This is a genomic window from Onishia niordana (genome assembly GCF_004798965.1).
Classification (GTDB): domain Bacteria; phylum Pseudomonadota; class Gammaproteobacteria; order Pseudomonadales; family Halomonadaceae; genus Onishia; species Onishia niordana.
The window spans coordinates 187,699-212,641 of record NZ_SDSD01000006.1; the positions used below are offsets into that span (position 1 = coordinate 187,699).

A 24,943-nucleotide genomic window follows, 5' to 3' on the forward strand; every position below is an offset into this window, starting at 1 on the left:
GACATAGGGGGCGCCGGGGTGAGTTTTCTTTGTTGAAACGGGCGTTCGCTGGTATAGTGAACACCGTTTGATAACTACATGTCACGGCTCGGCGAATGCCCATGATTAAACAACGTACTCTCAAGAACACGATCCGCGCCACTGGCGTGGGTTTACATTCGGGTGAAAAGGTCTGTCTGACCCTTCGCCCTGCGCCGGCGAATACCGGTGTCATCTTCGTGCGTACCGATCTGAGCCCTGAGGTTCAGATTCCGGCTAACGCCAACCTCGTTACCGATACCTCCTTGTGCACGGCGTTGTCACAGGGTGATGTCAAAGTAGCGACGGTCGAGCACCTGATGTCGGCTTTTGCCGGCCTGGGTATCGATAACGTCTTTGTTGAGCTAAGTGCTGGTGAAGTGCCCATCATGGATGGCAGCGCGGGTCCCTTCGTCTTTCTGATTCAGTCGGCGGGTATCGAAGAACAGGCAGCCGCTAAGAAATTTATTCGCATCAAGCGCGAAGTGGTGGTGCGCGATGGCGATAAAGAAGCCATTTTTCTCCCGCACCACGGCTTCAAGGTCTCCTTTGCCATCGATTTTGATCATCCTGTTTCGGAGCTGCGCGATCAGATGGCTGTCGTGGATTTTTCGACGACGTCATTTGTTAAGGAAGTCTCACGGGCGCGTACCTTTGGCTTCATGCGTGATCTCGAGTTTCTGCGCGCTCAGAATCTGGCGCTGGGCGGTAGCCTGGATAATGCAGTGGTGGTTGATGACTATCGTATCGTCAATGAGGGCGGTCTGCGTTACGACGATGAGTTCGTCAAGCACAAGGTGCTGGACGCCATTGGTGATCTCTACCAGCTTGGTTACAGTCTTATCGGCGAGTTCCGTGGTGTGAAATCAGGCCATGCGCTCAACAACCAGCTTTGCCGCGCCATGCTGGCTCAGCCGGATGCCTGGGAGCTGGTCACCTTCGAGGATGCCAACCAGGTCGCCCCCATTTCCTACGCCTCACCCGCCATGGCTTGACACCCAGGGCTATGCCCCTTCGCCGAGCTGCCGTCATGGAGGTGATTTCCGTGATTGGCACTATTGCTTGACGCCGTTTCCTCTTCTGGAAGCGGCGTTTTTTGTTTGGGTCTTCTCTAGTATTTTTCTGGTACTTCCGCAGTTTTCTCTCAAGGCAGGTGGGTATTGGCCGTGCCAGGTGTGAAAGATTGAGGCTTCAGGGTAACAAGCGAGGGCGGTCGGCTAGCCCTGGTCGTCGGCATGAGACGCCAGGCGCTCGAGGGCGCGTTTCAATCGCGGATCTTCTGTATCCTCGGCGCAGCTGGCGATTTCGCCAGCGGCATTAGTCGACAGTCGCCGGTTATGGCGTGGCGGGGCCTTTGGGGGGCGGACCGGGCGAACCTTTAATGTAAACCCCAGTACGGCCTCGAACTCCGGTTGTTGTCTCAGTAGATCCAGCAGTCGGGGTTGTTCGTAACGAAGCCAGGTCAGCCAGACCGCTCGGTCAGTAATCAGGGTAAGTTTGCCATCCCGGTAGCCGCCCACAAATACATGCTCGCGTACTTCGAGCGGTAGGTGTTCACGAAGCACTGTCTGGGCTTTGTCGATCAAGCTCGCCATGCGCATCAGGCCGCCAAGCTCGCCGCGGCCGCCGAGCAGCGACGTGACGGGCTGGGCGCGGAAACGCTTAACCTTTATACTCATGGGCTGCACTTTTAACGCCAATTGATAATCGGCAATCTACCATGCCCGCGAGTACTCCAACAGCATGAATGGCTCTTCCTATGCCAGCCCAGGTCGGCCCGCCGATACGGTTTCGCGCCGTCGCACCCGATGGTGGCTGGCGGGGTTGTTGGTGGGCTGTCTGCTGCCCGCCGGTCTGGTGCAGGCCGACGGCGTCAGGTTGGTCGAGCGGGTGGTGCAAATATGCTGGCTGGCGCCGGCGGTCATCCGCGCGGAAAGCCGCCGTCAGGCGAGTCAACGACGTTGGAGGCCCAAACGCCATTGGCGCCGCTTTCGGTCATCGATTTCGCCCCTGCCACGCAATGATTTGCGGGTTCCCGCTGCCGCTCATGATGTCTTAACTCGTCGCGGTCCGCCTTCTCCAACCGTCTGACATACCCGCCTGTTGGGTAGACATGGGGCGCAATTACCTGCTCGGGGTACTGCTGCCTTAATTGGGATACTTGGTAGAGAACGGACGTTTCATGATCAATAATTTATTACGCAAAGTGGTGGGTTCCAAGAACGATCGCGAGGTCAAACGCCTAGGCAAGGTCGTTGAAAAGATCAATGCCATGGAAGCGGATTTCGAGACACTGGATGATGCCAGCCTACAGGCCAAGACCGGCGAATTTCGTGAGCGCCTAGCGGCAGGGGAAACGCTCGATGCGTTACTGCCCGAAGCGTTTGCAGTGGTGCGTGAGGCCAGTAAACGCGTCATGGGCATGCGCCATTTCGATGTTCAGATGATCGGTGGTCTGGCGCTGAATACGGGCCGTATTGCCGAGATGAAGACCGGCGAGGGCAAGACGCTGGTGGCGACATTGGCCGTGTATCTGAACGCACTGCCTGCCAAGGGCGTGCATGTCGTCACGGTCAACGACTACCTGGCCCGGCGCGACGCCGAGTGGATGCGCCCGCTCTATGAGCGCCTCGACCTGACGGTCGGGTCCATCTATTCGGGGCAGGACGGCGAAGACAAACGCCAGGCCTATGCCTGTGACATCACCTACGGCACCAACAACGAATTCGGCTTTGATTACCTGCGCGACAACATGGCCTTCTCGCTTGAGGACAAGGTCCAGCGAGGCCTGCACTATGCGATCGTCGATGAAGTCGACTCCATCCTCATCGATGAAGCGCGCACGCCGCTGATCATCTCCGGCCCGGTGGAAGAAAACACCGAGCTCTACAAGGTGATGAACCGCCTGTCCGCCGACTTGGTGCGTGGCGAGCAGAGTGAAGATGATGAAGTGCCGCCCGATGGCGATTTCGTTCTCGATGAGAAGCAGAAACAGGTCGAAATCACTGAAGAGGGGCACCATAAGGTTGAGGCGCTGCTGAGGAGTGAAGAGCTGCTTGGTGAGGACGAGTCGCTGTATGCGGCGCAGAACCTCAACCTGCTCCAGCACATGCATTCCGCTCTGCGGGCGCGACACCTCTATCAGCGTGACGTCGACTACATCATCGATGACGGCCAGGTGGTCATCGTCGACGAGCACACGGGGCGCAGCATGCCCGGCCGTCGCTGGTCCGAGGGTCTGCACCAGGCCGTCGAGGCCAAGGAAGGAGTCACCGTGCAGCGCGAGAGCCAGACGCTGGCCTCGACCACCTTCCAGAACTATTTCCGTCTCTATGAAAAGCTCGCCGGCATGACCGGCACCGCCGATACCGAAGCCTTCGAATTCCGCCAGATCTATGGTCTGGATGTGATGGTGATCCCGACCAATCGGCCGTTGATCCGTCGGGACCAGAATGACCTGGTCTACCTGACCGGCGAGGAGAAGTTCGAGGCGATCATCAAGGATGTGCAGGCCGAGACCGAGGCGGGTCGCCCCGTATTGGTGGGTACCGCTTCCATCGAGACATCCGAGTATCTGGCCGAGCTGATGCGCAAGGCGGACATGGCCTTCAGCGTATTGAATGCCAAGCAGCACCAGAGCGAGGCACAGATCATTGCCCAGGCGGGTCGTCCCGGCGCGGTGACCATCGCCACCAACATGGCCGGGCGTGGTACAGACATCATGTTGGGCGGTAGCTGGGAGGCCGAGGTCGCCGAACTCGATCATCCCGATGAGGCCGCGGTACAGGCCATCAAGGATGCCTGGCAGGAACGTCACGATGCCGTGCTGGCCGCCGGAGGCCTGCATGTGATTGGCTCTGAGCGCCACGAGTCGCGCCGCATCGACAATCAGCTGCGCGGCCGTTCGGGTCGTCAGGGTGATCCCGGCTCGACCCGTTTCTTCCTGTCACTGGAAGATAACCTGATGCGCCTGTTCGGCTCCGACCGGGTGCAGCGATTGATGCAGGCGCTGGGTCTCGAGCGGGGCGAGGCCATCGAGCACAAGATGGTTTCCAATGCCGTCGAGCGCGCCCAGAAGAAGGTCGAGGGACGCAACTTCGATATCCGCAAGCAGTTGCTCGAGTACGATGACGTGGCCAACGATCAGCGTCGCGTGATCTACGAGCAGCGCAACGACATTCTCGAGGCCGAGGATGTCTCCGAGAATGTATTGGGGATTCGCACCGAGGTGATGGATGAGGCCATCAGTGATTTCGTGCCGCCGCAGAGCCTGCCCGAGCAGTGGGACCTGGCGGGACTCGAGACGCACCTCAAGTCCGAGTTCAACCTTGATACGCCGGTGACCCAGTGGTCGGCCGAGGATGCTCGACTCAGCGAGGAGCAACTGCGCGAGCGCCTGCATGAGGCACATCGCAAGCTGTATGAGGACAAGGTAGCCGCCGTCGGTGAGCCATTGATGCGGCGTTTCGAAAAGCAGGTGATGCTCCAGGTGCTGGACACCCGCTGGAAAGAGCACCTTCAGTCGATGGACCACCTGCGTCGTGGCATTCACCTGCGCGGCTATGCCCAGAAAAACCCCAAGCAGGAATACAAGCGTGAAGCCTTTGAGCTGTTCCAGGGGCTGCTTGGCAACATCAAATCCGACATCACCCGCATCCTGAGCCATGTTCAGGTGCGTCGTCAGGAAGAAGTCGAAGAGCTTGAGCAACAGCGGCGTGAAACCTTGGCCCGCGAGCAGGCTGGCGTCGCGACACGTCGTGACGAAGCCACGGCAAGCCCTGATGAAGCGTCAGCGGACCAGCCAGCGCCAGAGGGTGCTGAGGGTCAGCCGGTGAGGCGTGAAGGTCCCAAGGTCGGCCGCAATGATCCTTGCCCCTGCGGCTCCGGCAAGAAGTATAAGCAGTGCCACGGCACACTGAGCTGATAGAGGCTGGCGGCGTGAAGCGTCGCCGGCCTGCCACGAACGAGGAGTAGATGCATGGCAGTGGGTGAAGCGGTCTTTCCGCAGATGCCGGTGATAGAAGGGCTGCGTCTGGGCACCACCAGTGCGGGTATCAAGAAACCGGGGCGTCGTGATCTGGTGGTCATCGAGGTGCCTGAGGGGGCAAGTGTCGCTGGTACTTTCACCCTTAATGCTTTCTGCGCGGCGCCGGTACAGGTAGCCAAGCGGCATCTGGCGGCGCGTTGTGAAAAGGGCCTGGCACCGCGTTATTTCGTGATCAATACCGGCAATGCCAATGCGGGTACCGGGGCGCTTGGTCTGCGCGATGCCACCTCCAGCTGTGACGAGCTCGCGCGTCTGACCGGCGTCGAGGGCGAGGCGGTATTGCCGTTCTCCACCGGTGTGATCGGTGAGCCACTGCCCATGGAGCGCTTGCTGGGGGCACTGCCTCAGGCGCTTGAGGCACTGAGTGAAAACGGCTGGGACGCCGCTGCCGAGGGTATCCTGACCACCGATACGCGTCCCAAGGGGGCCACGCGTACGATCACCATCGATGGCGAGACGGTGACCATCGCCGGTATCAGCAAGGGGTCGGGCATGATCCAGCCCAACATGGCGACCATGCTTGGCTTCGTGGCCACCGACGCCGCTATTTCTCAGGCGCGGCTTGAGTCGTTGTTGCAAGACGGCGTTGGCCGTTCTTTCAACTGCATCACCGTGGACAGCGACACCTCCACCAACGATGCCTGCATGTTGGTGGCCACGGGGCGCGGTCCCAGAGTCGAGAGCAGTGCGGACCTCGAGGCGTTTCGTGTTGCGCTCGATGAGGTGTTGGTCGAGCTGGCGCAGGCGATTATCCGCGATGGTGAGGGAGCGACCAAGTTCGTGACCCTCGATGTCGAAGAGGCCACCTCTCGCCGGGAAGCCCTGGACGTGGCCTTTACGGTGGCGCATTCACCGCTGGTCAAGACCGCCCTGTATGCCTCTGATGCCAACTGGGGCCGCATTCTGGCTGCTGTGGGGCGTGCGCCCGTCGAGAACTTCGACGTTGAGCGTATCGTCATCGACCTGGGCGATGTGCGCCTGGTCGAAGCGGGTGGCCGTGCCGCCGGCTACACGGAAGAAGCCGGCAGTGACGTGATGGCGAGGGAAGATATTCGCATCCGCATTCGTCTGGGACGCGGGGAGGCCAGCGCCACTGTGTGGACCTCCGACCTGTCCCATGACTATGTCTCCATCAATGCCGATTATCGCAGCTAGGTCTGACTGGTTGTCGCCATGGCGCGCGTGGGCGCGTCATGGGTTACGCGTTCTTCATGTTTGAAAGGTAATACACACAATGGTCAAGAGAAGGGTACATGTGGCTGCCGCCGCCATCGTCAGCGAGGATAAGGCTCAGGTGTTGATCGCCCGGCGCCCCTCCAATGTCGATCAGGGCGGGCTGTGGGAGTTTCCTGGCGGCAAGCTGGCCCCCTATGAAACTGGCTTCGAGGCCCTGAAGCGCGAGCTGCATGAGGAGCTTGGCGTCGAGATTCATCGCGCTCAGCCGCTGATTCGGGTCAATCACGAATATCCCGACAAGCATATTCTGCTCGATGTGTGGCAGGTCCATGCTTTCGCCGGCGAGCCGTTCGGCCGCGAGGGTCAGGCCGTGCGCTGGGTCAACAAGGAAGACCTCTTCAACTACCCCTTCCCGGCGGCCAACTTGCCGATTCTGCGGGCGGTGATCCTGCCTACCGAGTGTCTGATCACTGGCGAAGAAGACGACGATGATGTGTTCTTCACCAAACTCGAGCGGGCATTGGTCGAGGATCAGGTGCGTCTGGTGCAGCTTCGTGCCAAGCAGCTCGACCGGAAGGCCTATCTGGATCGCGCCGAAGGGGCGCTGGCGCTGTGCCGCAAGCATGGTGCTCGCCTCCAGCTCAATGGCGAGCCCGAGCTTTTGAATGAGATCGACGCTGATGGCGTTCATCTGACCAGCGAGCGGTTGATGAACCTCGAGCGTCGCCCGCTGGCTCAGGGCAAGTGGCAGTCGGCCTCGACTCACAATCAGGAACAGCTGGATCAGGCTGGCCGCATCGGCTGCGACTTCGTCACGCTGTCGCCGCTGCGTACCACGCCGACCCATCCGGAGACGGCGCCGCTTGGTTGGCACGATTTCCAGCAACTGGTCGAAACGGCTGCCATGCCGGTCTTCGCGCTGGGGGGCATGACGCGCCACGATGCCAACCATGCCCGCGGCGTGGGCTCGCAGGGGATCGCCTCGATTCGCGACTTCTGGAAGTAACCCGGGCTTCAAGTGATATTCCTTCGGCCTGCGCCTGACGCAGAGTTCTCGTCCATGGGGTTGCTTCAGGGCTGCTTGCGATAGCCAGTTGTCGAGCGTCAGTAACAAGCGCCCCCGCCAGGATGCCTGGCGGGGGCGCTTGTTTGATGGGGCGAGGCGTATTGTATGGCGTCTAGGTACTTAATCCCCGAAACAGGAACTTAATCCCTGAAATAGGTACTTAGTCCCTGAAGCGCCGTGTCAGGTCACCGTAAGCATCAATGCGGCGGTCGCGCAGGAAAGGCCAGATACGACGGGTGTCCTCGGCACGAGCCATGTCGACCTCGACCAGCAGTCGCTGGCTTTCTTCGCCGGCATGGGCCAAGAGCTCACCTTGGGGGCCGCAGATGAAGCTGCCTCCCCAGAAGTCGATACCCTGACTCATGCCGCTGAGGTCGGGTTCGTGGCCGACGCGGTTGGCGACCACGACCGGCAGGCCGTTGGCCACGCCATGCGCGCGCTGAATCAGGGTCCAGGCATCTTTCTGACGGGTCTTCTCATCGGGCTCATCCGATGGCGTCCAGCCGATGGCAGTGGGGTAGAGCAAAAGCTCAGCCCCGGCGAGCGCCATCAGTCGGGCTGCTTCCGGGTACCATTGGTCCCAGCAGACGAGCAGCCCCAGGCGCCCCACCGAGGTGTCGATGGGGGCGAAGCCGCCCAATGGCGCCAGGGCGTTGACGCCTTCGGCATCGCCCGGGGTGAAATAGAATTTTTCATAGAACCCCGGATCATCGGGAATGTGCATCTTGCGGTAGTGGCCGACGGCCCCTTGCGCCCGGTCATAAACCACGGCGGTGTTGTGGTAGAGCCCGGCGGCTCGCCGCTCGAACAGCGAGCCCACCAGCACGATGTCGAGTTCGGCGGCCAGCGCGGCCAGTCGGCGGCCGGTGGGACCATCCAATGGCTCGGCCAGGTCGAAGACGGCCGGGTCTTCGTACTGGCAGAAATAGTGACTGGCATGCAGTTCCTGAAGCAACACAAGCTCGGCGCCTTCTGCCGCGAGCGCGCGGACACTTGCTTCGGTCTCGTTCAGGCTCTTGGTCTTGTCGGGCCAGGCTTGCTGCTGGACCAGGCCAACGGTGAGCGTCTTGTTCATATGATCACTCCTGAAGATCGTCGGCGTCGCCGAAGAAAGAAGCACTCAGGCTGCCCTTGGGCAGCTGCATGGTCAGACAGTGCAGGCTGCCGTGCTGGCGGATGACCTCGCGACAGTCGATGGGGATCAGATCGCGGTCGGGAAAAACCGTTGCCAGGGCGCTTAGTGCCAGGCTATCAGCCGCATCGCCATAGGCCGGCACCAGTACGGCACCGTTGATGATCAGAAAATTAGCATAGGTGGCTGGCAGGCGATGGCCGTCCTCGGGGTCGAAGCAGGGCCGCGGCCAGGGCAGGGCGATCAGCCGGTAGGGCGTGCCGTCAGCCTGTCGCAATGCTCTCAGCTCATCCTCCATGGCGGCCAGGGCTGCGTAGTGAGAGTCCGTGGGGTCGTCACAGCGCACGTAAGCGATGGTCTGTGGGTCGCAGAAGCGGGCCAGGGTGTCGACATGACTATCGGTGTCATCGCCCTCCAGGTGCCCATGTGCGAGCCATAGTACGCGATGCGCGCCGAGATCTTCGGCCAGCCGTGACTCTATCGCCGCCCGATCGAGTGTCGGGTTGCGATTCTCGTTGAGCAGACAGGCTTCCGTGGTCAGAAGGGTGCCTTGACCATCACTCTCGATGGCGCCACCCTCCAGAATCAATTCACGGGAGATGAGAGGGGCAGCGAACACACCCTGATCCGCGAGGGCCCGGTTCAGGGCGTTGTCCTTTGTGGCGGGAAACTTGCCGCCCCAGCCGGTGAAACGGTAGTCGAGGAGGGTGAGTCGTCCGTCGCGCTCGATACCAATGGGGCCGTGATCCCGTGCCCAGGTGTCATCGCTTGAGACGACACAGAGCCTAAGTCGGGTGCCAGGCACGCCGAGTTGCCTGAAGGTCGCGGCCAGGCGTGTGCGGGTGGCGTCATCGGCCACACTGATCAGCACGCCTTGATAGCGGGTGATGGCGATCACCATGTGCTCAAGCGTGGCTTCGATACGTGACAGCATGGAGGCCCAGTCGCTGTGAGCACTCGGCCAAGTCAGTTGCACGGCATCCTGTGGGTGCCATTCGGGGAACAAGCGGTTAGCCATCGCAGTCTTCTCACGGGTATGCTCGTCGGGGCCTTGCCCCGGGAACGGCGCAATGTAGGGGCAGCGCTACCGGGATGCAAGGGCTACGCCCACAGAGAACCGCCTTGCTTTTGGTGGCGCACATGCGTCGCCAGGCAAAAAACCGTACCATGAGCGCCCGCTGACAAGGAACCGATCGCGATGCTCGACCGCCTGCCATTTATGCTTGGACTGCGCTACGTGCGCGCCAAGCGACGCAACCACTTTATTTCCTTTATTTCCCTGACTTCGATGCTTGGGTTGATGCTCGGTGTCGCCGTGCTGATCCTGGTGCTGTCGGTGATGAACGGTTTCGATCACGAGCTGAGATCTCGGGTGCTGGGCATGGTGCCCCACACCCGTATCGAGGCACCATCGGGGATGACCGACTGGCAGCCGCTGGCCGAGCGGTTGACGCAGCGTGAACGGGTCATTGGAGCGGCGCCCTATGTGCAGCAGCAAGGCATGTTCTCGATCGGCGGGCGCAACGAAGGGGCCATGGTCAACGGCATTGCCCCAGACGCCGAAGCCAAGGTGTCGATCATCGATGACAACATGGTTCAGGGCAGCCTCGATGACCTGAAAGCCGGGGAGTGGAATGTCGTGCTCGGTGAACTGCTGGCCAAACGGCTGGGCGTCGGGGTCGGCGATCGTGTCACCCTGCTGGTTCCCGAAGCATCAATTACCCCGGGCGGGGTCTTCCCGCGCCTCAAGCGTTTCAATGTCAGCGGCATGTTCAGTGTCGGCGCCGATCTGGATGCCAGCCTCGCCTATGCGCATATCGACGATATGCAGACCCTGGCCCGAATGGGGGATGCGGTAGGAGGACTGCGGCTCGAGTTCGATGATCTGTTCGCCGCCCATGGCGAGACACGCAAGATCATCGACGAGCTGGGGCCAGGGTATCGCGGTATCGACTGGACGCGGACCCACGGCAACCTCTTCCAGGCGATCCAGATGGAGAAGCGCATGATTGGGCTGCTGCTGACCGTGATCATTGCGGTGGCCGCCTTCAACATCGTCTCGACGCTGGTCATGGTGGTGACCGACAAGAAGGCGGATATTGCCATCCTGCGTACTATCGGCGCGACGCCTGGCTCGATCATGGGCATCTTCATCGTCCAGGGACTGGCGATTGGTATCATCGGCATTCTGATGGGGCTTGGCATTGGCGTAACGCTGGCGCTGACGATTGCCGATCTCATCGCCTGGTTCGAGTCGGCCACCGGTATCCAGTTCCTGGACGCTAACGTCTACTTCATCAGCTATCTGCCGTCCCGCCTGAACTGGTCCGATGTGGGGGTGATTACCACGGCGGCCTTCGTGCTGACCTTCCTCTCCACCCTGTACCCGGCCTGGCGTGCCTCGCGCATCCAGCCGGCCGATGTGCTGCGCTACGAATGAGGCCCTCGATGAGCAAGGAGACAACCATGACCGAGGAGCGTATCGCCCCCAAGGCGGGGCAGGTGCTGCTCGAGTGCCAGGGGCTGACGAGGACCTATCACGAAGGGCCTCAGGATGTGACGGTGCTCGAAAACCTGGATCTTGACGTGCGTGCCGGCGAACGCGTGGCGGTAGTCGGCAGCTCGGGGTCGGGCAAGACCACATTGCTTAACCTCCTGGGGGGCCTGGACCGTCCCACTGCCGGAACCGTCAAGGTGGCTGGGCAATCATTGGCAGAACTGGGCGAGAGCCAGCTGGGACGTTTTCGCAACCGCCACATCGGTTTCGTCTATCAGTTCCATCACTTGTTGGCTGAGCTCACGGCCCTGGAAAACGCGGCGCTACCCCTGATCGTGCGTGGCCAGTCGCGCAAGGACGCCTGTGGGCGCGCCGCCCAGATCCTCGAGCGCGTCGGCATGGCCACGCGAGGTGACCACAAGCCGGGTGAGCTGTCCGGGGGGGAGCGTCAGCGGGTCGCGATTGCCAGGGCATTGATTACCGACCCAAGCCTGGTGCTGATGGACGAGCCTACCGGTAACCTTGATCAGACAACCGCGGCCAGTATCCTTGCGATGATGGACGATCTAGCAAGGACCACCGCCTGCGCCTTCGTGGTGGTGACGCATGACACTGGCCTCGCGGCGCATCAGGACCGGGTGATGAAGCTTGATAATGGCAAACTGACTCCCGATTAGACCGCTTTCGGGACGGTGGCGGCCCTGCTGATACTGATCATTGGAGGATCAGCGCGAGCCATGCGGCGGCCGGCGCCGTCACCGGCAGTCTTCATTGCGACCTTTCCCGGGCGGTGTTGCCCGCAGGCGACGCTTCTTGCGGCGGCTCCAGCTACGCGAGACCTGCCAGCGCCAGATCAGGCGAATGCTTGCGTTTGCGGCAAGGCCAGCCACCACCGCCGCTACCAGCGAGCCAAGCGCCAGCGCTGGCAGGATATCGACCAGCTGCTCGGCTACCCACTGAGTGGACAGGGTGTCTGGCGCCGCCCGAGGCGGAGTGGATAGCAGCCAGGTACCCAGGCGATAGTTGCCGTAGAAGATGATCGGTATGGTCAGCGGATTGGTAATCCACACCAACCCAATCGAGAGAGGAAGGTTGCAGCGCAGTAGGCAGGCCCCGCCAGCGGCGAAGACCATTTGAAAGGGAATCGGTAGCAGGGCGCAGAATATGCCGACCATGAAGGCATTGGCGACAGCACGGCGTGACAGCATCCATAGCGAGGCATCGCCGATCAAATGGCGCATGAAACGCAGCGAGCGATTACCCTTGAGGGCATCGGGATGGGGCATGTAGCGCTGTAGGAAGCGGCGCGGCATGGCAGGCTCGCAGGCGATGGACGATATGGATCAGGCAATCCGTCGCCATTATCCATACAAGGCATGTCTCTCGCCACGGCTTCGGCCGTGACGAGGGGATGACAGGGCCAGGGAGGGCCGCAGACTGTCATGTATACCGCCATGCGCAGCGGTCTTGGTATGCCCGTGGCGCTTGCCGCCATGGCAGGCGCCGGACTCGCCATCCAGGCTCCTGGTGGACTCTTTACGGCCTGGGGAGTCACCGGGCTGTTACTGCTTGTGTGCCTTCCACGCTCACGATTGGCGTTATGGCTCCTTGTCGTGGCGACGATGGTTGGCGCAGCACTGCTGCTTGCGCGAGGCGCCGAGCTGCCGCGAGGCCTGATAGGAGAGGATCTTCGGCTCGAAGGGCGTGTCACCGCCTACCAAGCGGGTCAGCCGGCGAGTCGCCTGCGCTTGACCGTTGATGACTGTCATCCGTTGAACCCTGGCCTGCCGGCTTGCGACGCACTCAATGAGGTACGCCTGTCGGTCTATGGGGGTAAAACCATGGCGGTAGGAGAGCGCTGGCGCCTGACGGCGCGACTGCGTCCGCCGTCAGGCTTTTCCAACCCGGGCACGTTCGATTATCGCGCCTGGTTGTGGCGCGAGGGGCTGGGGGCGACAGGTTATGTGCGCCATTCACCGCCCGCTGAGCGCATGGGAGCCGCGCCCGATTCGTTGCGTCAAACGGCTCTTTCCTTTCTCGACAGTCATTACCCCGACGGTGTGGGCCGTCGCTGGTTGGCAGCCCTGACGCTTGGCGCTGATGAGCGGCTCAATGATGAGGATTGGGCGGTTTTGAATGCCAGCGGTACCACGCACCTGGTGGTGGTGTCGGGGCTTCATGTCGGGCTGGTCGCGACCTGTGTGCTGTGGCTGATGCGAGGGCTGGCCCGGTGCGTGACGCCGGGACGTTGGCGCATGGCCATCTGGCCCTGGGTGCTGGCCGGTGCGGCGGCAAGCGGCTACGCCTGGCTTTCTGGTCTCGAGCCGCCGGCGTTTCGCGCTCTGATCATGACCCTGGTCGGCCTCTGGGTCGCTTGCGGTCGCCATGCCCCCGGTCCTTGGCAAGCCTGGTGGCTGGCGCTTTCGATGGTCGTTCTGGTTGATCCTCTCTCACTATGGCGGCCTGGCCTGTGGCTGTCGTTTCTGGCGGTCGCTTGGCTGATCCTTATCTGGCAGGGGCGGACCCGACCCCAGGGCCTGAAAGGGTGGGCCTGGGCGCTGATTCGCACCCAGCTTCTGCTTTCACCGATGATGGCCGCTGCCGTGGTGATCGCTTTCGGGCGGCTGGCCCCGTCCGCGCCTTTCATCAACCTGATGGCGGTGCCTTGGGTCAGTATGCTGATGGTGCCGTTAGGCCTTTTGGGCTGGGCATTGAGCGTCGTGCCGGTATTGGCCTATGCCTGTTGGTGGTTGTTCGAAGCGCTGGCGGTCGTGTTGCATGCCGGCTTGAACGAGGCGGTTGTGGCCATTCCCCAGCAGGTGCTGCCGACCTGGCAGCGGTTACCGGCGACGCTGTGCCTGTCGGGTCTTGCCCTGGTCTGGGGTTTGCCGGCCTTGTCGCGGTCGCTGCGGGTAATGAGTTCACTATGGTTGATGGTCGTCGCCTTTAGCCTCGAGGCACCGACGCCTGAGGTGGGGAGTCTGCGTGTGCACGTCTACGATGTCGGCCAGGGGCAGGCGATCGAACTCAGTACATACGCTCCTATAGACCCCGGCCATGCGACTCATCCTGATAATGACAACTCAGATCGCATGCTCGATGGCCTTGAAGACGGTGCCCATAAGGGCATACGGGACACACGCGTTTTGTATGATACCGGCCCACGCTTTGCCTCTGGCTTCATGCCGCTGGCCGGTCTCTGGCCTGCGGGACAGATGTTCTCACGCGTTATCGTCAGTCACGGTGATCAGGATCATGCCGGTGGCGTGGCGGCGCTTGCCGAGCATAGGGTAGGTGAGTGGCTGGCCCCGAGAGGAGAGCGCATCGGGCATTCATCCAAGGCCTGTGTTGCCGGACAGCGCTGGACAAGTGGCGGTGTCGCCTTCCAGGTACTCTGGCCGCCGGCAGGTCCGCTCGATTCGCTGTCCGCGAACGACCGTTCCTGTGTGCTGCTGGTACGTCTTGGTGATCAGGCGGTCTTGATCACCGGTGACGCCGGGCGAGCGGTGGAACACCGTTTACTGCCTAGCTTGCCCGAGCATATCGATGTACTGATCGCCGGGCATCATGGCAGCCTCACCAGTTCCGGGCCGGCCTTCGTGGCGGCGACGAACCCTTCTCAGGTCATCTTCAGCGCGGGTCGCGACAATCGCTTCGGTCACCCGGCTCCAGAGGTGGTGCGCCGTTTTCGCAGACAAGGCAGCTGTCTTTGGAATACCGCGCTCGACGGGGCGGTGACACTCACCATGACGCCAGGCGTGGCGCCCGTACTGACGGCAGAACGCCAGCCGAGCTGGCGTCGTGGTGTCGATGGCGGCTGCCATGGGGTAGAATCGCGTCCCTAGACTGACGGCCAATGGCGTCTCCGGCGGTCATGGCATTAGGGAGACTCTTGTATGGATATGCTCGGCGCTCTGGAAGTCGGTGGTTGGCTGATATTGCCGCTACTGGGCTGTTCTCTGGTGGCTACCGTGATCATCATCGAGCGGCTTTGGACGCTGCGGGCTTCACGCATCGCACCGGCGGGGCTGGGAGGCGAGGTATGTGCTCTGGTCGCCCAGGGCCAGGTCAACCTTTACTGGTTGGAAAGCCATTCACCGCTTGGGAGGGTGCTGGCTGCCGGACTTCGCAATACGCGTCTCGGGCATGATCAGGTGCGGGCTCGCCTGCAGCAGGCCGCCGTCGCGGTGATCCACGATATGGAACGCTTCCTGAGTCCGCTGGGTACCATCGCCGCGATAACCCCACTGATCGGTTTGTTGGGTACCGTGGTCGGAATGATTGAGGTCTTCTCGGTGCTGGTCAGTGCGGAAGGCCCGGGGCGCACCGCAGACCTTGCCGGCGGGATTTCCCAGGCGCTGGTGACGACCGCCGCCGGTCTGACGGTGGCGATTCCGTCGCTGATGTTTCATCGCTTCTTCCAGCGTCGGGTCGAAGATATCACCGTTCGCATGGAAGAGCAGGCCAGTCAGCTGGTGGATTTTCTGGCGCACTACCCGGGAGAGTTGAGCCTGACCGAGCGTGACGAGGCGCCCGGTCGAGGAGTGTGTGGCGCATGAAGTTTCCGCGCCGTCGCCGGGAACCGGTGGAAATCAATCTGACACCCTTGATCGATGTGGTGTTTCTGCTGTTGATCTTCTTCATGGTGTCGACCACCTTCGAAACCCGCCAGGCACTTGAAATCGAACTTCCCGAAAGCAGCCGTGCCGCGCCGGCCGATACCTCGCCAGTGGTGCTCTCGATCACCGTCGCCGGTGACTATCGGCTTGGTGAGGCAATCGTCGAACAGGATGACCTGGCGACGGCACTGTCGTCCCGCGCAGAAGACGCTAGAGCCCATGGCCTGATCATTGAAGCCGATGGCAGAGTGGCTCATAGCCGCGTGGTCGCCGCTCTCGACCAGGCGTCCGCTCAGGGCATCACCCGTGTACGCATCGCCACCCGCAAGGCAACCGAACGTACCAATCAAGCGGAGACACCGTGACCTACGATTCAGGATGGGCTCTCTACAAACGCCTGCTCGACTATGTCAGGCCCTATTGGCGCTCCTTCATGCTGGCCGTGGTCGGCTATGCTATCTACGCCGCGTCCAGTACGGCCCTCGCCGAGATGATGAAGCGCCTGATCGATGGCATCCAGAATCCGGATGCGGCGTTTCGACTCTTCCTGCCGCTTTTCGTGGTCGGCATGTTCGCCGCTCGGGGGCTGGGGACCTTTCTCGGCACCTATTTCATGAGCCAGGTAGCACGTAATGTGGTGCATGCGCTGCGTTGCGATGTCTTCAACCACATGCTGCACCTGCCCGGACGCTTCTTCGACGAGCACTCCAGCGGTCAGCTGGTCTCGCGGGTGACGTATCACGTCGAGCAGGTCACAGGCGCCGCCAGCAACGCCATCACCGTAATTTTGCGCGAAGGTCTCTTCGTGATCGGTCTACTCAGCTACCTGCTGTGGACCAATGCGTTGCTGACGCTGGTGTTCTTGACGGTCACGCCGCTGATCGCGCTGGTGGTCAGCTACGCCAGTAAGCGATTCCGGCGCCTGTCCCAGCGTATCCAGCGTTCCATGGGCGATGTCACGCATGTGGCCTCGGAAGCACTGTCCGGGTACCGGGTCGTGCGCACTCATGGCGCCGAAGCCTATGAAAAGCGTCGCTTCGCTCAGGCAAGCGATGAAAACCGTCGCCAGAGCATGAAGGAAGCGCTGACCAAGGGCATCAGCACGCCGGTGATTCAGCTGTTGGTGGCGCTGGCGCTGGCGGGGCTTGTCTGGCTAGCCATGTCACCGGCACTGCTTGATGACATGACGCCAGGCGAATTCGTGGCCTTTATCACCGCGGCTTCATTGATGGCCAAGCCCGTGCGCCAACTGACCGACGTCAACAGTGCGATTCAGAAGGGTATCGCCGCCTCCGGCGAGCTGTTCGGCCTGATCGAGGAGCCGGCTGAACCCGATCAGGGAACGATCGAGCCGGAGCGGCTGAAAGGGCGGGTGCACTTCGACGGCGTGCGCTTCGCCTACGCTGATGGGGAAAATGAGGTGCTCAAGGGCATTCAGCTTGAGGTGGCGCCCGGTGAGATGATTGCGATCGTCGGCCGTTCCGGCAGCGGTAAATCGACGTTGGTTAATCTGTTGCCACGTTTCTATCGACCCTCGCAAGGCGCGATTACACTTGATGGCGTGTCGCTTGACGACTTCAAGCTGTCGCCACTACGTCGCCAGATCGCTCTGGTCTCCCAGCAGGTGACCCTCTTCAATACCACCATCGGCCAGAACATTGCCTATGGTGTCGATGACCCCGACCAGGACGCTATCGAAGCCGCGGCCCGTGCCGCCTTTGCCCATGACTTCATCATGGAGATGCCTAAAGGATATGACACCCCGGTAGGCGACAATGGGGTGATGCTCTCCGGTGGCCAGCGGCAACGCTTGGCGATCGCGCGTGCGATCTTCAAGGATGCGCCGCTGCTGGTGCTCGATGAGGCGACCTCGGCGCTGGATAGCGAGTCTGAGCGCTATATTCAACAGGCGCTTGAAGAGGTGTGTCGCGGGCGCACCACCTTTGTTATCGCTCACCGCCTCTCCACCATCGAGCGTGCGGATCGCATCCTGGTGATGGAGCAGGGCGAGATCGTCGAGCAGGGCAGTCATGCCGAATTGATCGCCAGAGGTGGCGCCTATGCGGCCTTGCATCAGCTGCAGTTCCAGGACGCGCCATGAAGTGGTGGCGTCGGTTCACTGAGCGCCTTGGTGAGGCGCTCTTGAATGCCTGGTACAGCGATGCCGCCTGGCTTTCTGTGCTGAGACCGCTAGAGGCAATCTATTGTCGCCAGGTGACGCGTCGTCTGGCCGAGGCGCGGGCTGGCAAGCGGACCGTTCATCAGCTGAGCGTGCCGGTCATCGTGGTCGGCAATCTGACCCTCGGCGGTACCGGCAAGTCACCGCTGGTGGCGTGGTTAGCGAGGTATCTCAGCGAGCAGGGCTATCGCCCGGGCATTCTGTCGCGTGGCTATGGTGGCAAGAGCGCCGATTATCCGCTGCGGGTCGCCGCAACAACGCCGGTCGATGTCTGTGGTGATGAGCCCTTGATGCTGGCGGCGCAGACGGGCGTGCCGGTGGTGGTCGACCCTAAGCGGGCCCGCGGCGCCGAGCGACTGCTCGATGAGGGCTGCGATATTCTGATCAGTGATGATGGCCTTCAGCATCTGGCACTTGGCCGCGATATGGAACTTGTGGTGGTCGACGGTCAGCGGGGCTTCGGCAATGGTCGCTGCCTGCCCGCCGGTCCGTTGCGCGAACCGCTCTCTAGGCTAACAAGCATTGATGCGCTGGTGATCAATGGCGCCGAGCCCGATGCGGTAGCCGGTGGTGAGAAGGCGGCGCAGCGCTATCAGATGACGCTCGCGCCTGTGGTCTGGCGGCGGCTCAGCGACGATACGCGTCTGTCGCTGTCGCCCTTGCCCTTCGCCCCTCGGGTTCACGGTCTGGCGGGCATCGGCAATCCGCCGCGCTTCTTCGCTACTCTCGAGGGGCTCGGGCTCGAGGTGATGCCCCATCCTAAGCCCGACCACCATCGTTTTACGTCCCGGGACCTGTCCTTTGATGATGAAGCACCGGTGATAATGACCGCCAAAGACGCCGTCAAGTGCCGAGGCTTCGCCGATACGCGCTGCTGGGCACTGGACGTCGAAGCCCGGCCTTCATCAGGCTTCATCGAATGGTTTGCCATCCAACTCGACGCGCTGACGCGTGTCCCGCAAGGGGAAAGACAATGATGGATAAGGAATTGCTGGCCATGCTGGTCTGTCCGCAGTGCCAGGGCAAGCTCAAGTACGACCGTGAACACGCCGAGCTCAAGTGCCACTTCGATGGTTTGGCGTTCCCGGTCCGTGACGATATCCCGGTCATGTTGACCGAGGAGGCTCGGGTCATGAGTGTCGACGAGAAATTAGGCAAGTCTGGCGCGCCGAATCGTGGCGAGGCAGGAGGGCAGGCATGAGCGATTTCGTCGCGGTGATCCCGGCGCGCTTCGCCTCCAGTCGCCTGCCCGGCAAGCCGTTGCTCGATATCGCCGGTGAGCCGATGGTGGTGCGAGTCTGGCGCCAGGCGCTTGCCAGCCAGGCCAGCCGGGTGGTGGTTGCCACCGACGATACGCGCATTCGTGAGGTGGCCGAGGCGGCGGGCGCCGAGGTGGTGATGACCGCCGCCGATCATCCCTCCGGCACCGACCGGCTCGCCGAGGTGGCTAAGCGCCTGGGGCTTGCCGAAGACGCCATCCTGGTCAACGTCCAGGGCGACGAGCCGTTGCTGCCCCCGAGCCTGATCGATCAGGTGGCCGCTCGACTGGAAGAAGACACTGAGGCCTCCATCGCGACCCTGGGCGAGTCGATCAGCGATGTCGATATGCTGTTCAACCCCAACGTGGTCAAGGTGGTGCGTGACTTCACTGGGCGTGCGCTATATTTCTCCCGAGCGCCCATCCCCTGGGATCGGGAATCCTTTGCCAGCCGGCCGGCGCTGCTTGAACACGATGCCTGGCTACGCCATATCGGGCTCTATGCTTATCGTGCCAGCTTCCTGGCCGCCTATCGCCACTGGGCGCCCGCGCCGCTGGAACAGCTCGAGCAGCTCGAGCAGCTGCGTGCCCTGCAGCACGGGCACCGCATTCAGGTCGCCCTTGCCAGCGAGCCGCATCCCGCCGGTGTGGATACCGAGGGCGATCTTGAACGCGTGCGAGCGCTGTTTGCCGATGCCGCCATGCCGCCAGCATCCGCTGGCACGTCACCTGAAGACACTCAACCCGACCACAAGGAGCGCTGAGATGCGCGTGCTGTTCGTCTGTCTTGGCAATATTTGTCGTTCACCGACCGCCGAGGGCATGCTGCGCCACAAGCTTGTGGAGGCGGGGTTGGCTGGTCGTGTGACCATCGATTCCTGCGGTACCGGCGACTGGCATGTGGGCAAGGCGCCGGATCGCCGCGCTGCTGCGGCCGCCGCGAGCCGCGGGATCGACCTCAGTGCTATCAGGGCACGCCAACTCGACCGAGCCGATTTCGAGCGCTTCGATTATCTGCTGGCCATGGATCACGGCAACTTGGCCGACCTGTTGGCCCTGCGCCCCGGGAACTGTGATGCCCATGTCGGGCTGTTCCTCGATTTCGCCGGGCGAGAGGGAGAAGCCGTGCCTGATCCTTATTATGGCGCGGAAGATGGCTTCGCTGAGGTGCTTGACCTGGTTGAGGCTGCCGCCGATGGATTGGTCGAGGATCTGCGTAAGCGGCTGGACGCTGCGTCGTGAGTCTCGTCTGGCACGCGCATCACGATCTCCGCGGGGCCAATACGCTTGGCTTGCCCTGTGTGGCCGAGCGCTTCGTGGCGCCTTCGACTCCGGATGAGCTGGCCATGGTACTGGCTGATGCCCGAAAGGCTGGCTGGCCGATCACGGTTCTGGGTGGGGGCAGTAACCTGATCCTGGGTGACTGGTTGCCGGGCTTGGTGATCCGCCCTGAATTCACCGGTTACCGCTGCGAGACGCTCGATGACCAGCGGGTGAGGGTGCACGTTGAGGCCGGCATGAACTGGCATGAGCTGGTCATGACCCTGGCCGGGCAGGGGCTATGGGGCATCGAGAATCTGGCGCTGATCCCCGGCCAGTGTGGTGCAGCCCCGATCCAGAATATCGGCGCCTATGGCACCGAACTCGCGGATGTTCTGGAGCGCGTGCATCTGGTCTATCTGGCCGATGGGCGTGAACAGGTACTCGAGGCCGGCGATTGCGCTTTTGGCTACCGTGATAGCATCTTCAAGAGAGCCCTGGATGGCCAGGTGGTGATTATCCGCCTGGAGCTTTGTCTGACCACTCAAGCATCTCCACGCCTGGGGTATGGCGACCTAGAAAGCCGTGTCGGGCCGACACCGACGCCCCTTGAGGTCGCCGAGGCAGTCTGTGCCTTGCGCCGCAAGAAGCTTCCCGACCCCACACTGCTTGCCAATGCCGGCAGTTTCTTCAAGAACCCGGTGGTTGAGGCCGGTCTGATGCAACGGCTACTCGAGCACTATCCTGACATGCCGCACTTTTCTCAGCCCGGTGGCCATTACAAGCTGGCGGCCGGGTGGCTGATCGATCAGTGTGGGCTCAAGGGGTGTCGCGAGGGCGCTTTCGGCGTGCATGACCGCCAGGCCCTGGTGCTGGTCCATCATGGTGGGGGAGATGCCGAGGGCTTGATTGGCTTTGCCAATAAGATTGCCGCTAAGGTCAAGACGCGCTTTGGCGTGGAACTTGAACGTGAGCCGCGATTGGTCGGGTTCATCGAGTAGACAGTAGCCAGCTTTCTTGCATAAAAAACGCCCGCGGACTTGGTCCGCGGGCGTTTTTTTTAATGCCTGTCAGTGATGGCCCGGGTCTCCCCGGGCCTGCCGATCAGGACTGGCCGTCGTCGGTCTTGCCCTGCTGCTCACGACGACGAATCTCGCGCGGGTCGTTATGAGCGCGGCGACGGCGACGCGCCTTGGGCTGCTGAGCATCGGCTTCAGAAGCCTCTTGCTTCGGGGCTTCCTGCTTCGGCGCCTCTTGCTTCGGAGCCTCGGCTTTCGGCGCTTCCTGCTTCGGGGCTTCCTGCTTCGGCGCCTCTTGCTTCGGAGCCTCGGCTTTCGGCGCTTCCTGCTTCGGGGCCTCTTGCTTCGGCGCTTCCTGCTTCGGGGCTTCCTGCTTTGGAGCCTCTTGCTTCGGCGCTTCCTGCTTCGGGGCTTCCTGCTTTGGAGCCTCTTGCTTCGGAGCCTCGGCTTTCGGCGCTTCCTGCTTCGGGGCCTCGGCTTTCGGCGCTTCCTGCTTCGGAGCCTCGGCTTTCGGCGCTTCCTGCTTCGGTGCTTCGGCTTTCGGCGCTTCCTGCTTCGGGGCCTCTGCCTTCGGGGCTTCCTGCTTCGGTGCCTCTGCCTTCGGGGCTTCGGCTTTCGGCGCCTCCTGCTTCGGGGCCTCTGCCTTCGGGGCTTCCTGCTTCGGCGCCTCTGCTTTCGGGGCTTCCTGCTTCGGCGTCTCTTGCTTCGGAGCCTCTTGCTTCGGCGCTTCGGATTTCGGCGCTTCCTGCTTCGGAGCCTCTTGCTTCGGCGCTTCCTGCTTCGGAGCCTCTTGCTTCGGCGCTTCCTGCTTCGGTGCTTCCTGCTTCGGAGCCTCTTGCTTCGGCGCTTCCTGCTTCGGCGCTTCCTGCTTCGGCGCTTCCTGCTTCGGCGCCTCTTGCTTCGGAGCTTCTGCTTTCGGCGCTTCGGCTTTCGGCGCTTCCTGCTTCGGCGTCTCTTGCTTCAGCGTCTCGGCTTTTGGCGCTTCCTGCTTGGGCGCTTCGGCCTGCGGGGCATCGCCTTGCTGAGCTTCCGCCTGCAGGCGCTTCTGCTCGGCTTCGGCCTGCGGATTTAGTGCCTGTTTGCGCGTCCGGTTACGCGGATTGTTGCGCGTGCGCTTGGGCTTGCCATCGCTTTTGGCCGTTTCCTTGGCAGGCTGGTCGACCTGGTTAGACTTATCGGCAGACTGAGGCTTCTTCTCGGACTGCTTGTCCTTGCGCTCACTCTGGTTGGGTTTTTTATCCCCTTGCGTTTTATCGCCCTGGGGCTTCTCACCCTGGGGCTTCTCACCCTGACCCTTGGCAGCAGGCTTCTGCTGACGGCGATCGTCATCCTGGCGCCCGCGGCCGCGATTGCCACCCTGGCGGTTGCCGTCGCTGCGACCCTCTGCCTTGGTATCACGGTTATCACTGTTGCCGTCGCCACGGTTGTCAGGCTTCTTGTTGCCCTGATTACGGTTGTCGTCACGGCCGCGGCGATTATTGCCCCCGCGTCCACCTCGACCGCCACGGTTGTTGCGATCCTGGCGTGATTCGCTGTTCTGGTCGTCGCTGCGATCGCTGGCCTGAGTCTTATCCGTTTGCTGCTTATCGCCGCTGGTTTGGGGAACAGATTGCGCGCCCGTCGACGCGGAGGTGCTTTCGCCGCTGCCGAGCAGCTTGCTGATGCCCTTGAACAGGCGCGAGATGACACCGCTTTCTTCGACGATTGCTGCCTTGGCTATCGACGTGGGCGCCTTGTTTTCGGGAGCCGCAGGCTCTTCCTTCAGTGAAGAAGGCGCGGGTGCTGTATGGACGACACTCTTGACCGCGGCCTCAGCGCGCTGCACCGGTTTGGCGATGCTTTCATCCTGTTCCTTGCCGACATCGCTATCGGTGGGCAGCTCGTAGCTGGATTTGATCGAGTCGTCATCGTCGACGTGGTCATCGCGAAGGCGCTGAACGTCGTAGTGAGGCGTGTCCATCTCCGGATTGGGCAGTACCAGTAGACGTACCCCCTGGCGGCGCTCGATTTCGGCGAGTACGGCACGCTTTTCATTGAGCAGATAGGTAGCGACCGGTACCGGTAGGATGGCGCGGATTTGGGCGCTGCGCTCCTTCATGGCCTCTTCTTCGAGCAGGCGCATGACGGAAAGTGACAGCGAGCGCACGTCACGGATGGTGCCTTGCCCGTCACAGCGCGGGCAGACCCCGCCGCTGGTTTCGCCAAGTGATGGGCGCAGACGCTGGCGTGACATCTCCATCAGGCCGAAACGTGAGATGCGGCCGATCTGGACGCGGGCGCGATCGAGCTTGAGGGCATCGCGCATGCGATTCTCGACCTCACGCTGGTTGCGCGCCGGGCTCATGTCGATGAAGTCGATGACCACCAGGCCGCCGATATCACGCAGGCGCAGCTGGCGAGCGATCTCGTCGGCCGCCTCACTGTTGGTCTGCAGCGCGGTTTCCTCGATGTCGCTACCGCGGGTGGCGCGCGCCGAGTTGATGTCGATCGACACCAGTGCCTCGGTATGGTCGATGACGATCGAACCGCCCGAGGGCAGTTTCACTTCACGCTGATAGGCCGTTTCGATCTGTGATTCGATCTGGAAACGCGAGAACAACGGCACTTCGTCGGCGTAAAGCTTGATCTTCTGCTGATAGGAGGGCATGACCTGGCGGATGAAGGCCAGGGCTTCTTCATGCACCTCGGGGCTGTCGATCAAGACCTCGCCGATATCGTTGCGCAGGTAGTCGCGCATGGCGCGGATGATGACGTTGGATTCCCGATAGATCAGGAAGGGCGCGGGGCGCTTGCCCGCTTCCTCGGTAATCGATTCCCACACCTGCGCCAGGTAGTCCAGATCCCACTGCAGCTCTTCGGAAGAGCGGCCGATGCCCGCGGTGCGTACGATCACGCCCATCTTGTCAGGCAGGGTGAGCTGGCCCATGGCCTCCTTCAGCTGTGCCCGCTCTTCGCCTTCGATGCGGCGAGAGATGCCGCCGGCGCGAGGGTTGTTGGGCATCAGGACCAGAAAGCGGCCGGCCAGGCTGATAAAGGTGGTCAGTGCGGCGCCCTTGTTGCCGCGCTCTTCTTTATCGACCTGAACAATGACTTCCTGGCCTTCCTTGAGCACTTCCTTGATATTGGGGCGCCCACTGGGCTCCTTGCTGAAGTACTCGCGGGAGATCTCCTTGAGGGGCAGGAAACCGTGGCGGTCAGCGCCGAAGTCGACGAAAGCGGCTTCAAGGGAGGGTTCTACGCGGGTGATCTTGCCGCGATAGATATTGGCTTTCTTCTGTTCCCGGGCACCGGACTCGATGTCCAGGTCGTAAAGGCGTTGTCCATCGACCAGTGCGACCCGCAGCTCTTCTGGCTGGGTCGCGTTGATGAGCATCCGTTTCATGTTGTCTCGCTTGCAGTCGCGCACCGGATGGCGCCCTTAAGCGGTCGACGAAGGCGAACCTCTGGGTGCTGCGTGCTTGTGCTCAGCGCATGTCGCGGATGCGTGTGCGCCCGGCTCGGGCAGTGGGTAGGTCCCATGGCTGTTCGAGCGTGATCATGTTGAGTACGCGGCGGTGGCGAGACATGTTTCGGCGGGCATCACGCCCTGCCGGCCCCGCTGACAACCGCCAGACACCTGGCATACATCGATTCGCCAACGCCGGCCTCCGGCTCGCTATTGAGTATTCCCGT

At 62.0% G+C, this 24,943-nt stretch carries 20 protein-coding genes; 15 read left to right on the plus strand and 5 right to left on the minus strand.

The genetic code is table 11. The annotated features are described in order from the left end of the window. Positions 1–101: 101 nt before the first annotated feature. Positions 102–1,013, plus strand: coding sequence for a UDP-3-O-acyl-N-acetylglucosamine deacetylase (gene lpxC / locus ETC27_RS12730; RefSeq protein WP_136255375.1), 912 nt, complete (start codon positions 102–104; stop codon positions 1,011–1,013). 222 nt (positions 1,014–1,235) lie between these two features. On the opposite strand, the gene ETC27_RS12735 is transcribed toward lpxC, so the two are convergent. Beyond that, entirely contained in the window at positions 1,236–1,697 is a 462-nt protein-coding gene (locus ETC27_RS12735; protein WP_136255376.1) for a DUF721 domain-containing protein, read from the minus strand. Positions 1,698–2,200: 503 nt separating this feature from the next. Here ETC27_RS12735 and secA point away from each other — a divergent pair. The 3 genes from secA to ETC27_RS12755 all read left to right on the plus strand — a co-directional run bounded on the left by secA (position 2,201) and on the right by ETC27_RS12755 (position 7,247). Continuing rightward, positions 2,201–4,942 (plus strand): preprotein translocase subunit SecA, encoded by a 2,742-nt coding sequence (secA, locus tag ETC27_RS12745; RefSeq protein ID WP_136255378.1) that lies wholly within the window; start codon positions 2,201–2,203, stop codon positions 4,940–4,942. 54 nt (positions 4,943–4,996) lie between these two features. Beyond that, complete coding sequence (gene argJ, locus ETC27_RS12750; RefSeq protein WP_136255379.1) at positions 4,997–6,220, plus strand: bifunctional glutamate N-acetyltransferase/amino-acid acetyltransferase ArgJ; 1,224 nt, start codon at positions 4,997–4,999, stop codon at positions 6,218–6,220. A gap of 79 nt (positions 6,221–6,299) precedes the next feature. After that, a complete protein-coding gene (locus tag ETC27_RS12755; RefSeq protein ID WP_136255380.1) occupies positions 6,300–7,247 on the plus strand; it encodes a Nudix family hydrolase in 948 nt (315 codons plus the stop codon). 220 nt (positions 7,248–7,467) lie between these two features. Here ETC27_RS12755 and ETC27_RS12760 read toward each other — a convergent pair whose 3' ends face one another. Both ETC27_RS12760 and ETC27_RS12765 read right to left on the minus strand, forming a co-directional pair. Beyond that, on the minus strand, positions 7,468–8,382 hold the full coding sequence (locus ETC27_RS12760; RefSeq protein WP_136255381.1) for a carbon-nitrogen hydrolase: 915 nt from the start codon (positions 8,380–8,382) through the stop codon (positions 7,468–7,470). Between the two features lie 4 nt (positions 8,383–8,386). Then, on the minus strand, positions 8,387–9,457 hold the full coding sequence (locus ETC27_RS12765) for an agmatine deiminase family protein (protein WP_136255382.1): 1,071 nt from the start codon (positions 9,455–9,457) through the stop codon (positions 8,387–8,389). A gap of 180 nt (positions 9,458–9,637) precedes the next feature. Between ETC27_RS12765 and ETC27_RS12770 the strand changes: the two genes are divergently transcribed. Continuing rightward, positions 9,638–10,879 carry a lipoprotein-releasing ABC transporter permease subunit gene (locus ETC27_RS12770; protein WP_136255383.1) on the plus strand — a complete coding sequence of 414 codons (1,242 nt, stop codon included), beginning with the start codon at positions 9,638–9,640 and terminating at the stop codon, positions 10,877–10,879. Positions 10,880–10,887: 8 nt separating this feature from the next. Continuing rightward, on the plus strand, positions 10,888–11,613 hold the full coding sequence (locus tag ETC27_RS12775) for an ABC transporter ATP-binding protein (RefSeq protein WP_136255384.1): 726 nt from the start codon (positions 10,888–10,890) through the stop codon (positions 11,611–11,613). A 78-nt stretch (positions 11,614–11,691) separates the two neighbouring features. Here ETC27_RS12775 and ETC27_RS12780 read toward each other — a convergent pair whose 3' ends face one another. Then, entirely contained in the window at positions 11,692–12,249 is a 558-nt protein-coding gene (locus ETC27_RS12780; RefSeq protein WP_136255385.1) for a DUF2062 domain-containing protein, read from the minus strand. A 129-nt stretch (positions 12,250–12,378) separates the two neighbouring features. Between ETC27_RS12780 and ETC27_RS12785 the strand changes: the two genes are divergently transcribed. Genes ETC27_RS12785 through murB form a run of 9 tightly spaced genes read left to right on the plus strand, consistent with a single transcriptional unit; the run spans position 12,379 to position 21,253 of the window. After that, the gene (locus tag ETC27_RS12785) at positions 12,379–14,781 is read left to right on the plus strand and encodes a ComEC/Rec2 family competence protein (RefSeq protein WP_240724904.1); all 2,403 of its coding nucleotides are present in this window, start codon (positions 12,379–12,381) and stop codon (positions 14,779–14,781) included. Between the two features lie 51 nt (positions 14,782–14,832). Next, a complete protein-coding gene (locus tag ETC27_RS12790) occupies positions 14,833–15,495 on the plus strand; it encodes a MotA/TolQ/ExbB proton channel family protein (RefSeq protein ID WP_205742738.1) in 663 nt (220 codons plus the stop codon). Beyond that, positions 15,492–15,920 carry an ExbD/TolR family protein gene (locus tag ETC27_RS12795; RefSeq protein WP_136255386.1) on the plus strand — a complete coding sequence of 143 codons (429 nt, stop codon included), beginning with the start codon at positions 15,492–15,494 and terminating at the stop codon, positions 15,918–15,920. Before ETC27_RS12790 ends, ETC27_RS12795 begins: the two co-directional genes overlap by 4 nt. Continuing rightward, positions 15,917–17,656, plus strand: a complete 1,740-nt coding sequence (msbA, locus tag ETC27_RS12800; RefSeq protein ID WP_136255387.1) for a lipid A export permease/ATP-binding protein MsbA — start codon at positions 15,917–15,919, stop codon at positions 17,654–17,656. Before ETC27_RS12795 ends, msbA begins: the two co-directional genes overlap by 4 nt. Further along, positions 17,653–18,711 (plus strand): tetraacyldisaccharide 4'-kinase, encoded by a 1,059-nt coding sequence (lpxK, locus tag ETC27_RS12805; RefSeq protein WP_136255388.1) that lies wholly within the window; start codon positions 17,653–17,655, stop codon positions 18,709–18,711. Before msbA ends, lpxK begins: the two co-directional genes overlap by 4 nt. After that, the gene (locus ETC27_RS12810) at positions 18,711–18,935 is read left to right on the plus strand and encodes a Trm112 family protein (RefSeq protein ID WP_136255462.1); all 225 of its coding nucleotides are present in this window, start codon (positions 18,711–18,713) and stop codon (positions 18,933–18,935) included. Before lpxK ends, ETC27_RS12810 begins: the two co-directional genes overlap by 1 nt. After that, positions 18,932–19,756, plus strand: coding sequence for a 3-deoxy-manno-octulosonate cytidylyltransferase (gene kdsB / locus ETC27_RS12815; RefSeq protein ID WP_136255389.1), 825 nt, complete (start codon positions 18,932–18,934; stop codon positions 19,754–19,756). The genes ETC27_RS12810 and kdsB overlap by 4 nt, the downstream gene beginning before the upstream one ends. Before the next feature lies 1 nt (position 19,757). Next, positions 19,758–20,234, plus strand: coding sequence for a low molecular weight protein-tyrosine-phosphatase (locus ETC27_RS12820; RefSeq protein ID WP_136255390.1), 477 nt, complete (start codon positions 19,758–19,760; stop codon positions 20,232–20,234). Beyond that, on the plus strand, positions 20,231–21,253 hold the full coding sequence (murB, locus tag ETC27_RS12825; RefSeq protein ID WP_136255391.1) for a UDP-N-acetylmuramate dehydrogenase: 1,023 nt from the start codon (positions 20,231–20,233) through the stop codon (positions 21,251–21,253). Before ETC27_RS12820 ends, murB begins: the two co-directional genes overlap by 4 nt. Before the next feature lie 103 nt (positions 21,254–21,356). Here murB and rne read toward each other — a convergent pair whose 3' ends face one another. Continuing rightward, the gene (gene rne / locus ETC27_RS12830; RefSeq protein ID WP_168709064.1) at positions 21,357–24,653 is read right to left on the minus strand and encodes a ribonuclease E; all 3,297 of its coding nucleotides are present in this window, start codon (positions 24,651–24,653) and stop codon (positions 21,357–21,359) included. Between the last annotated feature and the right edge of the window lie 290 nt (positions 24,654–24,943).

Coding starts and splice junctions, on each gene's coding strand:
- lpxC (WP_136255375.1), top strand. CDS start 102: ATGATTAAACAACGTACTCTCAAGAACACGATCCGCGCCACTGGCGTG.
- ETC27_RS12735 (WP_136255376.1), bottom strand. CDS start 1,697: ATGAGTATAAAGGTTAAGCGTTTCCGCGCCCAGCCCGTCACGTCGCTG.
- secA (WP_136255378.1), top strand. CDS start 2,201: ATGATCAATAATTTATTACGCAAAGTGGTGGGTTCCAAGAACGATCGC.
- argJ (WP_136255379.1), top strand. CDS start 4,997: ATGGCAGTGGGTGAAGCGGTCTTTCCGCAGATGCCGGTGATAGAAGGG.
- ETC27_RS12755 (WP_136255380.1), top strand. CDS start 6,300: ATGGTCAAGAGAAGGGTACATGTGGCTGCCGCCGCCATCGTCAGCGAG.
- ETC27_RS12760 (WP_136255381.1), bottom strand. CDS start 8,382: ATGAACAAGACGCTCACCGTTGGCCTGGTCCAGCAGCAAGCCTGGCCC.
- ETC27_RS12765 (WP_136255382.1), bottom strand. CDS start 9,457: ATGGCTAACCGCTTGTTCCCCGAATGGCACCCACAGGATGCCGTGCAA.
- ETC27_RS12770 (WP_136255383.1), top strand. CDS start 9,638: ATGCTCGACCGCCTGCCATTTATGCTTGGACTGCGCTACGTGCGCGCC.
- ETC27_RS12775 (WP_136255384.1), top strand. CDS start 10,888: ATGAGCAAGGAGACAACCATGACCGAGGAGCGTATCGCCCCCAAGGCG.
- ETC27_RS12780 (WP_136255385.1), bottom strand. CDS start 12,249: ATGCCGCGCCGCTTCCTACAGCGCTACATGCCCCATCCCGATGCCCTC.
- ETC27_RS12785 (WP_240724904.1), top strand. CDS start 12,379: ATGTATACCGCCATGCGCAGCGGTCTTGGTATGCCCGTGGCGCTTGCC.
- ETC27_RS12790 (WP_205742738.1), top strand. CDS start 14,833: ATGGATATGCTCGGCGCTCTGGAAGTCGGTGGTTGGCTGATATTGCCG.
- ETC27_RS12795 (WP_136255386.1), top strand. CDS start 15,492: ATGAAGTTTCCGCGCCGTCGCCGGGAACCGGTGGAAATCAATCTGACA.
- lpxK (WP_136255388.1), top strand. CDS start 17,653: ATGAAGTGGTGGCGTCGGTTCACTGAGCGCCTTGGTGAGGCGCTCTTG.
- ETC27_RS12810 (WP_136255462.1), top strand. CDS start 18,711: ATGGATAAGGAATTGCTGGCCATGCTGGTCTGTCCGCAGTGCCAGGGC.
- kdsB (WP_136255389.1), top strand. CDS start 18,932: ATGAGCGATTTCGTCGCGGTGATCCCGGCGCGCTTCGCCTCCAGTCGC.
- ETC27_RS12820 (WP_136255390.1), top strand. CDS start 19,758: ATGCGCGTGCTGTTCGTCTGTCTTGGCAATATTTGTCGTTCACCGACC.
- rne (WP_168709064.1), bottom strand. CDS start 24,653: ATGAAACGGATGCTCATCAACGCGACCCAGCCAGAAGAGCTGCGGGTC.